Here is a 12,637-nt window from a genome sequence, read left to right as displayed (position 1 = left end):
TTTTATGATTGTGATAAGAGTTGTTTACCACCAGGGGGAGTTGCCTGCTTTCGCGGACAAGCTTCTCCATATCATATTAGCAAAAGGACGTGGATTTTTTGTATAGCAAATTAAGGAATCATTCGCGCAAAATGAAGCTGGCGCTGCTCTCAGCGGTGATGTTGGCCGTCATTATTGCTGCCACTTTACCGGGAACGGCAGTACCCGCACAAGCGGCGGAAGGCAGCTCGTCCTCCTCGGTTGACGATTATAAAATCGTGGCGATAGGCGACTCATTAACGGCGGGATATGAGCTCGGATTCACAGAAAAGTCAGTCCCATACGGTTTTGTCGAGCACGTATACGAGCAAGCATTATTTCATGGCTTACGCAGTGAGGTCGCCAATTACGGCGTCATCGGACTCAAAACCAATGGACTCAAGAAATGGCTTGAAGCTGCTGCCGGCGGAGCAGACAGCGTCATGGCAAGCAACATGCAAGAGGGCTTGCCCGATCCAAGGGTCGACCAGCTCTTCGCAGGAACGAAACAGCTCCGCGAATCGCTGACGCAGGCCGACCTTGTCATTATGACGATCGGCGGCAACGACTTCTTGACCGTCGTTCGAAAAGAAGGGAAAGACGCGGTATCTGCCGAGCTGAAGATCGTACTGGACAACTATAAAGCCGATCTGCTTGCAACGCTCCGTCTCGTCCACAAGCTAAATCCGAATGCGCAAATCGTAATAGCCGATCAATATTTGCCTGTACCGACACCGTACAAGATCGGCAATACAACAATCTATTCATTCGATGAAGATATACGTCAGGTTCTTCTAGAAGGCGTTAAGCAAATTAAGGAGATATTGGCCGGCACGGCCGAGCTTCTAGCCAAGGAAGGCATGCAAATCAAGATTGCAGGCGTAGCGGACGGCTTTGCAGGCAATGAGCTCGGACTTACCGCTATTGGCAAAGGCGACATTCACCCGAACCGTCTTGGCTACTCCGTTATCGGCAAAGCATTCACCAGCACGATCTGGGGCGATTATCGAACAGTGAAGCCTAGAGCAGCCGGTGTACCGCTATCGATCATTGTCAAAGGTACGGAGCTCTCGACATCGAATCCGCCTCTGCTTATTAAAGGACGCACCTACGTTGCCCTGCGAGATATTATCGACGGCTTCGGCGCTAAGCTCGACTGGAACGCCAAGGGGCAGATCGCGACGATCAAGCTTGCGGATCGAACGGTCGACATTCAGATCGGCGCAACGTCGATCAAGGTGAACGGCAAGTCGATTAAGCTTAACGCGGATCCCGCATTTATCTACAAGAATAACGGCACTGGCAAGACTTATGTACCGCTAGCCGCATTGACTGAAGGACTTGGCTTCCAAGTTGTCTATCGCGATTTACTTAAAACAATCTTTATAAATATGTAACTGATTTTTACGATATAATGTAGAACGACGTAACGTTGCTATCATTCTTACTTATCATAATCCTGCTTCAATTGAATCAATTGCTCCAAGCCTTTGGCGGCCCAGCGCTGCAAACGGTCAAGACCCGCGATCTCGGCTTCAGCCGCAGCAAGCAATGTTTGCTTGTAATCGGGGACTTGGCCGTTATATTTATTCAGGTCTCGAAGCAATACATTTGTTTTCTCTGTATAACTAAGCGCGCGGCGCTCGTGAAACATCGGCACGTCGGGATTGTACGGGTTATGCAGATCTCCCTGCTCCGGATGCTTCAATACCGCCAGCACCTTCACAAGCGCACGCGGACCGTTCAGCTCCATCAGCTCGCAGGCATATTGACCGGTTCGCACTTCTGCGCGTACAACATCTCCAATCTTGAAGCCTGGCTCATTGCGATTTATCGTTTCCATCATTACACTCCTCCTTAAGTGTTTGCGGAGCAAACACACTTCGTAAGCATTTGCCTATTAGGCCGCTTAGTCAGCTTAACCTTGCTTGCGTATGCCATTAAGGATAGTTTATTGTCCATAATATTAGCAAGCCTGACCGGATAAAACTTGTGTTAACAGCGCTTGCATCGTAATATGGAAATAGAAAAGAAGGTGACATGTATGCGTAAGAAAAGAGTGCTGCTGCTCTCAGAAGGCTTCGGCTCCGGCCATACGCAAGCAGCATACGCGCTTGCAACCGGGTTAAAGCAGCTCAGCCCGGATGTTCAGACACGCGTCATTGAGCTTGGCAAATTTTTGAATCCAGTGATTGGCCCTTTGATTGTCTCCGCCTATCGGAAAACCGTCAGCAAGCAGCCTAAGATGGTCGGCCTTATGTATCGCAGCGGTTATAAGAAGTCACTGAATCGATTAACGCAGCTCGCTCTCCATCGTGTGTTTTATACCCAGACTTCCCAAGTCATATCGCAGCTTAAGCCAGACGTTATCGTATGTACCCATCCCGTTCCCAACTCGGTAGTCGCTCGCCTCAAGCGGCTCGGACTCGACATAAAGCTGCTTACGGTCATTACCGATTACGACGCGCACGGCTCTTGGGTTAATCAGGAAGTAAACAAATACCTTGTATCTACACAGCAAGTAAAGCAGCTGCTGGTTGATAAAGGCATATCCATAGACCAAGTAGAAGTTACGGGCATTCCCGTTCACCCTAACTTTTGGCATACATATGAGAAGGCTGAAGTTCGAAAGCAATTCGACTTGAAGGCGATGCCTACCGTGCTCATTATGGGCGGCGGCTGGGGCATTATGTACGAGGATAACGCGCTTGAATATATGACCAAATGGCGTGAAACGACCCAACTTATTTTTTGCGTCGGATCTAATGAGAAGATGAAGGAAAAAATGCAGGCGGACCCGCTGTTCCAGCATCCGAACGTCCGCATCATGGGATTCACCCGCGAGGTTAACAAGCTTATGGACGCCTCCGATCTGCTCGTGACGAAGCCGGGCGGGATGACCTGTACGGAAGGCATGAGCAAAGGCATTCCGATGCTGTTCTACGAACCGATTCCAGGCCAGGAAGAAGAGAATTGCGAATACTTTATAAGCAATGGCTTCGGCGAAATGCTTGATTCGAACGATACGGTAGACCGTTGGTTTAAACTAATCCATGAGCCATACGCGTCAGGACAATTCCGTGACAGCCTGCTAACGAAGCGCAATCAACAATACGATCCGAAGAGCTGTCCGAGAGCCGTACTGCAATTAATGCAGTAACGGCTTTTTTTTATTTCGGCGCGACTTGGTTAGCATAAATACTATTTGGTTAATTGCATAGTATAAATGAAGAAGGGAGCTGTTGCAGGATGAAGTCACAGATGGCAGACGGCAAGACGATTATATTAAGACTCGAGATTGATACCAATGCGGCTCAATTCGGTCGTGCGGCTACAGCCATAGAACAAGCGAGAGGCGATATTATCGCCATTGACGTCATACATACAGACAAAAATAAGAGCATTCGCGATCTTACGGTGAAGATTGCCGAGCACGGCGCAGCCGAGCGCCTAACTGAAGCTCTGGGGTCACTTCCCGGTATAAAGCTTGTTCATATTTCCGACCGGACATTTCTGCTTCATCTAGGCGGCAAAATAGCTATTCAACCGAAAACCCCCATTCAGAATCGAGACGACTTGTCGCGCGTCTATACTCCGGAGGTAGCCAGAGTATGCCAAGCGATTTATGAAGAACCTTCAAAAGCTTATACGCTGACCATTAAACGTAACACCGTAGCAGTCGTCTCCGACGGCAGTGCCGTTCTTGGCCTCGGGAATATCGGACCCTATGCGGCAATGCCGGTCATGGAAGGCAAGGCGATGCTGTTCAAGCAATTCGCGGATGTTGACGCCTTTCCGATCTGCTTGGACACGCAGGATACGGAGCAGATTATTGCGGCGGTCAAGCATCTCGCGCCGGGATTTGGCGGCATTAACCTCGAGGACATATCCGCTCCGCGCTGCTTCGAGATTGAGCGGCGTCTGCGGGAGGAGCTCGACATTCCGGTATTTCATGACGATCAGCATGGCACGGCCGTCGTGCTCTATGCCGGCCTGCTGAACGCTCTTAAGCTGACGGAGCGAACCCTAGGCGAAGCACGGATCGTCGTCTGCGGCATCGGCGCTGCGGGCACAGCCTGCACGAAGATGCTGCTTGCCGGCGGGGCGAACCATATCGTAGGCGTAGACCGAGAAGGCATACTGACGGCCGATCGCAGTTACGACAATCCGATGTGGCAATGGTATGCGGACAACACGAATCAAGAGCGACGCAGCGGCGGATTGGCGGAGGCGCTCGCAGGCGCTGACGTATTCATTGGCGTATCGGCGGGCGGCATTCTTACGCGAGAGCATATCGAGACGATGGCGCCGCAGCCGATCGTATTCGCCATGGCTAACCCGGAGCCCGAGATTCGTCCTGAGCTTGCGGAAGATATCGTGGCTGTATTCGCTACGGGCCGCTCGGATTATCCGAACCAGATCAACAACGTATTGTGCTTCCCCGGCATCTTCCGCGGCGCGCTTGACAGCCGCGCTACCGTCATTAATGAGGCGATGAAAGTTGCGGCGGCGGAAGCGATTGCTTCTGTCATAAGCGACGATGAGCTTAATAAAATGTACATCGTGCCAAGCGTATTCAACGGCCGTGTCGTCGAGGAGGTTCGCCGCCGCGTCATCCAAGCGGCGCAGCAGAGCGGCGTATCACGCAGGCAGACGAGAGAATAGCGGTAGATGGCGAATATAACTTTAGGAGCTGAGACCACATGGTCCGGCTCCTATTTTTATGAAACCTGAAGAGCTCTAAACCGTATTGCTATGACCACCGCCTCGAATGGCGCGTATTGAACAGGTGTTTACTTTATACCTAGGTTTGTGTGCTATAATGAAACTATATGCATGACTTATGACTTATGCCGTGTAAAATTCTTATCAATAAATGGCATATTCAAGCCAACTCATTCAATGATTAAGCATATAAAGTCCTTATTTCAGTCTTAGCCATTTCATTGTTAAGCTAGCTTTATGTGCAGGTCCGCTAACGGTAAAGGAGCCTGTTAATGTTTCAGAACATTGTCGATTTTTTGGCCGACTTCGGTCCTTGGGGATTAGCCGTTCATGCTTTCCTCGATGCAGTCATCTTTCCGATACCCGCATTTTTCTTGCAAGTAACACTCAGTCTTATGAATCCCGCTACCGCGCTTTGGCTTGCCACGGTCGGTTATATCGCCTGCCTCATCGGTACGCCTGTCGGATATTATCTGGGCAAAGTAATGGGTAAATCCGTCCTCTACAAATTTCTCAAAAAAGAATGGATCGACGCGGCAACCGACCGGTTTCAAAAAAACGGCGAGGCTGCTATTCTGATCGGCTCTTTCACGCCAATTCCTTTCAAAGTGTTTACCATCCTATCCGGATGCTTGAACTTCCCGTTATGGAGGCTGATCGGCTATGCTGCAATTGGCCGCGGTCTTAAGTTTTATATTGTCGGCTGTTTGTTCTATTTCTACGGCCGTGCCGCGGAGCATATGGTCAAGGACGTCTCGCTTTATATTTTCCTCGTCGGCGTTCCGCTTATCGTTATCTTCCTGCTTATTCGCAGACATCGCAGCAAGAAGCGCGCAGCGACAATCAGGAGTCAATCAGCAGCGGCAGCTAATAATGAGAACATATGACAAAATAGAAACGGGAAGGCCAGATGTTATATCTGCTCCATCCCGTTTCTATTTTGTTCGACTTTGTCATGCTCAACCCTTTACGCTGCCGAGAACGAGGCCGGTCGTAAAATACTTTTGCAGAAAAGGATAAATCGCCAATATCGGCAGTGCCCCCAGAAACATTTGAGCAGCGCGACCGGTGCGCACGTTCATCATCGCAAGCAGTTGGGTATAGTCGGTACTGGCTCTCAGCATAATTTGCTCAAAGCTGAGCAGCAGCGTCTGCAAATAGCTTTGCAGCGGATAGTTGGCCGTATCGTTCATATATATAATGCCGTCAAACCACGAATTCCAATGGCCGACGATGCTGAATAGTCCGACTGTGGCCAGCGCAGGCTTCAAAAGCGGCAACAGGATCAACACCAAAATTTGAACGGGCCCTGCCCCGTCAATCGTTGCGGATTCCTCAATTTCTTCCGGCAGCCCTCTGAGGAAGTTCATTAAAATAATCATGCTGAATACGGGGATCGCTCCCGGTAAAATCAGAGACCAGATAGAGTCGATCAACCCGGTTTTAACGACGATCAAATAGGTTGGAATCAGTCCCCCGTTGAAAAGCATCGTGAAGACGAAAAAGCCCATATAATAGCCGCGTCCCATCACTTTCTCCTTCGTCTTCGAAAGAGGATATGCCGCGAGCACCATCAATATAAGGTTAACCAGCGTTCCTAATACGACGCGTTGAACCGAAATTCCCATAGACCGAAAAAATTCATCGCCAGTTAGCGCAAACTCATAGGCTTTTGTATTGAATCCGTTAGGCCAAAATACGACATCGCCTGCAGATACCGCGGCGCTGCTGCTGAAAGAGACGGCCAGCAGGTTAACGAATGGCAGCACGCAGATCAGCGAAACCAAAATCAAAATCATGTAGTTGACGACATGGAACAGCTTTCGCCCCAGACTTTTATCTTGAACCACGATCATCCCTCCTCAAATGTTTGCGTAAGCAAACATACTTCGTAAGCATAGGCTTAATGTTTGCGTAAGCAAAACATCATTTCTCTAGAAGATGCGGTATCCTGCGACGCGATAAGCAAGAATGTAGGATAAGATTACTAAAATACAGGAAACGATCGACTTGAAAAACCCGACTGCGGCGGCTACCGAATATTGCGCCTGTTGAATGCCAAGCCGGTACACATAGGTATCGATAATATCGCCTGTCTCATAAACAACGGGTGAATAAAGATTAAATATTTGGTCAAAGCCCGCATTCAAAATATTGCCGAGCGACAGAACGGTCATCAATATGATCGTCGGCATGAGCAGCGGCAGCGTAATGTAAATCGTCTGCTTCCAACGTTTGGCGCCGTCGATCAATGCCGCCTCGTAGAGCCCAGGGTCAATACTGGTCAACGCAGCCAAATAGACGACCGTACCGAAGCCAAAGCCTTTCCAGACATCGGTTACAATCATCGTCCAAGGAAAGATCGATGGGCTGCCGAGAAAGGAAATAGGCTCCGCTCCCAATAGCTTAATGAACGAATTGACGATGCCGTCCGAGCCCAAAATATCGATCATAATGCCCGCCATAATGACCCACGACAGGAAATTCGGAATATAGACGAGCGTCTGGAACGACCTTTTCATCGCCGAGCGCGCTACCTCGTTCAGCAATAAAGCGAACACAACCGGCACCACAATGCCTCCGATCAACTTGAAGAACGACATATACAACGTGTTCCAGATCGTCCGCACAAAATTCGGCTGTCTGAACACATGCTCGAAGTTATCCATCCCGACCCAAGGCGAGCCAAAGCCTAGACCCGGATTATAGTCCTGAAACGCAATAATCATTCCATAAAGCGGAAGGTAGCTAAATATAATAACGAGAATAACGCTCGGAATGAGCATAAGGTGGAATGCCCGTTGCTGCTTTAGCTTAGTTAACATGATCTGCTCCTCCGTTCTCAGGTATAGCGTGAATAGAAAGGAGGCGAGCGTATCTTCGCCTCCCCTTTTTTTTTGCTTACTGCTGTCCGGCGTACATTGAATTTACGGCTGTGGTCGCTTCCTCTCCGCCGGCAGCATGCCAATTTTTGACGAGCGTATCAAAATAATCGATGCTTTCCGAGCCCATAATGATCTTCGTGAAGCCTTCCGTCAAAATGTCATCGAGCGTTGAGCCGTATTTGGCAAGCTCTTTCGGCGGCGCTCCCCACATTGCGGTCTTGATATATTGATTGTTGTCGAGAATGGATTTGGCAAGACCGTAAGCAGGCTTCGGCGAGCCTTGCTGCAAATAGTCGCCCGTTGCCGCCGGAGTGCCGTTCGTCAGAAATTCAACGCTGTTATTGTATTTTTGCCACATGCCGCTTGTCGTGAATTTGCTCGTATCCTTCGATTTCAGCGCTTCGCTCACTTGCGAGAACTGTTCATAATCGGTCATCGGGTTAATGATCTTGAAGGCGCCCGTAACGTGAGCGATGTCTTTGTCCAGCATGGCRGACAGCGTCTCTGGCGTTTCATTGCCTGTGCCTTCGTCGAGAATATAGGCATAGAAGTTAAGAAGCTTAATGGCCGCTTCCGGATGCTTCGACTTCTTGTTCACGACCGTATAAGCGCCGTTCGCGAAAAATACGGATTGCGTCGCCACTTGACCGTCGACGGTTGGAATCAGATACGGATAGAACACCGCGTCTTTGCCCTGATTCGTTACCGTATCGACGCCAGGGTTATAGCCCCACCATTGGTAGTACGGCTGCATCCCGGACTTGCCGGATACTACGCCGGAGTTCATCGCGCTGAAATCTTTGATCGGGAATTCCGGATCGATAATGCCCAGCTTGAACCACTCGGCCCATGCCGCGAGAGCATCCTTCATTTCCGGCTGCACCGAGCCGTACACCAGCTTCCCGTCGGCGCCCGGAATCCACATGTCCGGATGCGCTCCCCAACCGATTGCGAGCAGATTCAAGTAATCCAACGTCTGGTCGACCGCAATGCCGTATCCGCCCTTCGCTTCCTTGAATTTGAGGGCAATGTTCTTTATGTCGTCCATCGTTTTCGGATCCGGAAGGCCTAGCTCTTCTTTCCAGTCGTTGCGAATCCAAATGTAATCGGGCTGGTCGATGAACCCCCAGTGCATTTGCGGAATGCCGTAAAACTTGCCGTCCTTCTTGCCCGATTCGTAGCTGGCGCTGTCGGCCTCCATATAGCTCTTCAAGCGGTCGGACGCGTACTTGTCGAACACTTCCGTCAAATCCAAGATCATATCCGCTTCGATCAGCTGCTGCAGCTGCGTAGCGTTGACGTGGAACACGTCGGGCAATTGATTGGACGAAATGGCAAGATTAAGCTTCGTATCGTATTCGTCGGTTACCCAATCCGTCACGACGTCGATATTGAACCGTTCCTTGTAGGCGCGAGTCCAAATATTGCTGGCCATATTGTCGCCTTCCGGGAATTGCGCCGAAGAATATTCAGCCCTTACGGTATGAATTGTAACCGGCTCCGCATAAGCTCCAAAAGCGTAATCGACTTCGCCTGCTTCGTTCACCGACTGCTCGGGCGCTGGCGAATCCTTCGAGTCATTTTCCTTATTCGCGGAATTTCCGCTGCATGCCGCCAGAAAGACGAGCGTCAGCACCGTTACGATAGACAATAGCTTTTTACTCATGTTAGCCCCCCATTTGTCATTTGTAGGATACGAGTTAATTGTAAAAAAAACGGACAATCGGATAAAGCAACGCAAATGACAAGTTGCTGTTCTTTTCTTTACTCGTTGGAACGAGGGCTCCGCATTCATGGCCCAAAAGTAAAAATAATGGATGTGCATCTAAAAAAAGTGCAAGACGCGGTAAAGTGAACATCCTTCAATCGAAGTACGACAAAACAAATAATCCTTCTCTAGCGAGAAGGATTGAGGTCAATTGCAAATGCCGATTAAGTTGTCGGTTTCGTTACGCGATCGCCAGCCCGGTCGATTGCAAGCTGAATTTTCGCCAATTCGCCTTCCAGATCGGCCCCTCTCAGATACTCATTCAAACTGTCGATCACCGACACCTGCAGCGACTCCGTCGAAACCGTGTGTGGCCAATAAATCAACGCTTCTCTGCCTGTCATTAGATCGGATATGCGTCTTACAACGGGGTCATGGAGCGAAACGCCGCTGACGGAAGGAACGGCCATCACTTTATTCGCCAGCTTTTCTTGAATTTCTATTCCGTTCATATAGGCCAGAAATCGCTTGGCTTCTTCCGGATGCTCGCTGCTCGCGCTAACGACTTTATAGGATCCGATATTCAGGTTCGGTACGGTGCGATCTCCTCCGGGCACCATCATAAAGTCAATTTCCTGTCCGTTTCCGCTCGCATTCAGCTCCGAAAGATCCCATGTGCCGGTAATGATCATGGCAGCCTTGCCGCTTGTAATCATGTCTCTTGACTGTTCATACTTGAGCTGTTCCCAGTCCTTCGGCACAAAGCCGCGATCGATGATTGCCTTTGTCATCTTCATGGCGTTAACGAGTATCGGATTGTCCGCTTTTACGAGGCCCTGTTCCAGCTCAGCGGTCCAGGTCTCGTCCGCGCCCGCATTGGACATAAGCGAACCGAAAAAAAATTGCGGAACCCACCATTCGGAATTAAGCGCGATCGGAACGATTCCTTGAGCCTTCAGCTTCTCGCACAGCCGAATAAACTCATCCCACGTTTCAGGAACGGAAAGCCCAAGCTTTTGAAACATCGTCTTGTTATAGAGCAGTCCGTCCGTATGCATCATTCCGGGAACGCCGTACACGCGGCCGTCTAAGGTGACCGGCTTCAAAGTCGCAGGCAGAAAATCGTTCAAAAAATCCTCATCGCTCAAATCCAAATAGACGTTGTCATCCAGCCGCCTGAGTTCCTCGAACAGACTGGGCGACCACACGTCGAACACGTCCATTTGCTCGCCCCCAAGCAATCTTGTCTTTAAGCCGGCCATATAATTAATGTTCTGAATATGGTCAACCTCAATGCGTATACTCGGATTCAAAACTTCAAATTCGGCAATCGCGTCAAAATAATAGCTTGCCGTCTGCGACGAATCCAGCATGAAGCTTGTATATCTAAGCACGACAGGTTTAGGCGGCGTTTCCGTATCGGAGCGTGATGCCGAATCGTTCGCCGAACAGCCTGCCAACAGAACGGCAGCCGCTGCGCCTATCCACAACAAATGCCTAACACCTCTTGCCACCGAACCGTCCCCCTCGTTTATGCGCCGCGATGCTCCTTTTCGAGCGAGTACTCTTCCACAGGCAAACAAATGCGGAACGTCGTGCCGGCTCTCTGAGCGCTGTCGCACTCGATTCCGTATCTATTCCCGTAATGAAGCTGTATCCGGCGCTGCACGTTATGCAAGCCGATACTCTCCCCATTGTCGGCCTCTCCTGCAAGGGAAGCTTTGATGAGCCGAAACGTTTCCTCGTCCATCCCTTCGCCGTTATCGTGAACGTCGATCGCAAAACAATTGTCACCGCGCGCAATGCGGATTGTTACGACGCCATCCTCTTCCTTTTCCGCAAGTCCATGAAAAATCGCGTTTTCGACAATCGGCTGAAGAATCAGCTTCGGCATTCGCTGCTCGAGCAGCGTATCGTCCGCAAACACATCCATGCGAATCCGGTTATAATATCGAACCTGCTGGATGGTCATATAGTTCCGCAAATTATCGAGCTCTTCGCGTACGGACACCATCGCTCCCTCGGCGCGGGCGGCATACCGCAGCATGGCAATTAACGCTTCGGTCATGACCACAATGGTGTCGGCCTGCTGCATAGAGGCGATCCACTTCACCGAACCGAGCGTATTGTACAAGAAATGCGGGTTGATCTGGGATTGCAGCGCGCGAATTTCGGCGGCGGCCTTCTTCATTTCTTCCTGCTGAATTTGAGAGACAAGCCCTTTCAGCTCGCGGGACATCCGGTTGAACCTTGTCGCCAACAATCCGATTTCGTCGCGTGAATGTATGTCTTCGACATGCTCGAACTGCCCTTTTTCCACTAACAAAATGTTGCTCATCAGCTTCTTGATCGGCCTCGTAATGACGCTTGACAAGTAGATTGAAATAATCGCGAGAAATAGGAGCATCAGAACCGCCAGAAGATAAATGTTTTGCCGCAAAAGATCGCCTTCCGCCGTCAACTCGCTCTTCGGCATATAGAGATAGGTCGTCCATCGCTGCCGATCGAACGGGCTGGCCACGATAATATGGTCGCGCTTATCCGGCTGAATCGTTTCCGTAAACTTTTGTCCGATAAGACCGGTATTGGCATTGAATATAATGTTATCCGCCTCGTCCACGATCGTGAACCGCGAACGCAGCGCCTGCTGCAGCCTGCTGTTCACGACCTCGATGACGCTCAGATCGATTCGCACAACCATGATGCCAAGCAATGTGCCGCTGTCCATATCCAATATTTTTCTGGCATGGGAGATGGCGAGCTTCTTGCTTTTTGTCTGGTGGTCCACATGCGTATCCAGCGTCATCATCTTGCTGTTCGACACCTGAAAAAACTTGAACCATTCTTCTTCCTTCGCATTATAGCTGTAATCGTAGGGGAGATCGGTGCCGACGAACAAGTCTTGTCCCCCATTCAAGTTATAAATGTAAAAAGAAATTTCCCGATCCTTCATCATAATGTAGTTCATCAGCATGCCGTAAGCCGTGTTCTCGTTTTCCTCGTTGTCGTCGCGCAAATATTCCTGTAGCGGATAATTGTCTTCGGCTGCCGCCTTTACGCTGCTGTTCATGCCGAAACTGGCGACCAGAGATATTTTTTCCACTTCCTTTAGATAATCGTCGATGCTGACGTTCGTCTGATTGGCAATATCCATCAGCAGCTCCGTATACTTTTGCTCAAGCAGACGCTGGGATGAAGCGTAAGAAATAACCGTCATGACGAAAATCGGCACGATAATGACAGTCAAGCATATAATCAGCATTTTCGATTTGATGCTAATGAATGGAAATCGTTTTCGCAT

General features: G+C 49.9%; 10 protein-coding genes. 4 read left to right on the top strand and 6 right to left on the bottom strand.

Annotation, left to right across the window (positions count from 1 at the left end; genetic code table 11):
- Nucleotides 1–98 precede the first annotated feature (98 nt).
- A complete protein-coding gene (locus AB4Z33_RS18260; RefSeq protein WP_442051282.1) occupies nt 99–1,415 on the top strand; it encodes a stalk domain-containing protein in 1,317 nt (438 codons plus the stop codon).
- 47 nt (nt 1,416–1,462) lie between these two features.
- Here AB4Z33_RS18260 and kapB read toward each other — a convergent pair whose 3' ends face one another.
- Nucleotides 1,463–1,864, bottom strand: coding sequence for a sporulation phosphorelay system protein KapB (gene kapB, locus AB4Z33_RS18255; protein ID WP_442051281.1), 402 nt, complete (start codon nt 1,862–1,864; stop codon nt 1,463–1,465).
- 198 nt (nt 1,865–2,062) lie between these two features.
- Here kapB and AB4Z33_RS18250 point away from each other — a divergent pair, with 198 nt between their 5' ends.
- The 3 genes from AB4Z33_RS18250 (at nt 2,063) to AB4Z33_RS18240 (ending at nt 5,630) form a co-directional block, all read left to right on the top strand.
- The gene (locus tag AB4Z33_RS18250; RefSeq protein ID WP_442051280.1) at nt 2,063–3,178 is read left to right on the top strand and encodes an MGDG synthase family glycosyltransferase; all 1,116 of its coding nucleotides are present in this window, start codon (nt 2,063–2,065) and stop codon (nt 3,176–3,178) included.
- Between the two features lie 89 nt (nt 3,179–3,267).
- On the top strand, nt 3,268–4,683 hold the full coding sequence (locus tag AB4Z33_RS18245; protein WP_442051279.1) for an NAD-dependent malic enzyme: 1,416 nt from the start codon (nt 3,268–3,270) through the stop codon (nt 4,681–4,683).
- A 332-nt stretch (nt 4,684–5,015) separates the two neighbouring features.
- On the top strand, nt 5,016–5,630 hold the full coding sequence (locus tag AB4Z33_RS18240) for a YqaA family protein (protein ID WP_442051278.1): 615 nt from the start codon (nt 5,016–5,018) through the stop codon (nt 5,628–5,630).
- A 72-nt stretch (nt 5,631–5,702) separates the two neighbouring features.
- On the opposite strand, the gene AB4Z33_RS18235 is transcribed toward AB4Z33_RS18240, so the two are convergent.
- The 5 genes from AB4Z33_RS18235 to AB4Z33_RS18215 form a co-directional block, all read right to left on the bottom strand.
- On the bottom strand, nt 5,703–6,593 hold the full coding sequence (locus tag AB4Z33_RS18235) for a carbohydrate ABC transporter permease (RefSeq protein ID WP_442051277.1): 891 nt from the start codon (nt 6,591–6,593) through the stop codon (nt 5,703–5,705).
- Between the two features lie 84 nt (nt 6,594–6,677).
- Nucleotides 6,678–7,568 (bottom strand): ABC transporter permease, encoded by an 891-nt coding sequence (locus AB4Z33_RS18230; RefSeq protein ID WP_442051276.1) that lies wholly within the window; start codon nt 7,566–7,568, stop codon nt 6,678–6,680.
- A gap of 76 nt (nt 7,569–7,644) precedes the next feature.
- Nucleotides 7,645–9,294, bottom strand: coding sequence for an extracellular solute-binding protein (locus AB4Z33_RS18225; protein ID WP_442051275.1), 1,650 nt, complete (start codon nt 9,292–9,294; stop codon nt 7,645–7,647).
- A gap of 266 nt (nt 9,295–9,560) precedes the next feature.
- On the bottom strand, nt 9,561–10,850 hold the full coding sequence (locus tag AB4Z33_RS18220) for an ABC transporter substrate-binding protein (protein WP_442051274.1): 1,290 nt from the start codon (nt 10,848–10,850) through the stop codon (nt 9,561–9,563).
- Between the two features lie 17 nt (nt 10,851–10,867).
- Nucleotides 10,868–12,637 (bottom strand): cache domain-containing sensor histidine kinase, encoded by a 1,770-nt coding sequence (locus AB4Z33_RS18215; protein ID WP_442051273.1) that lies wholly within the window; start codon nt 12,635–12,637, stop codon nt 10,868–10,870.

This window comes from Paenibacillus sp. 2TAB19, assembly GCF_052115185.1.
In the GTDB taxonomy this organism is placed as follows: domain Bacteria; phylum Bacillota; class Bacilli; order Paenibacillales; family Paenibacillaceae; genus Pristimantibacillus.
The sequence above is the reverse complement of the archived record's forward strand: the minus strand, read 5'-3'. Positions and strand labels throughout refer to the sequence as shown.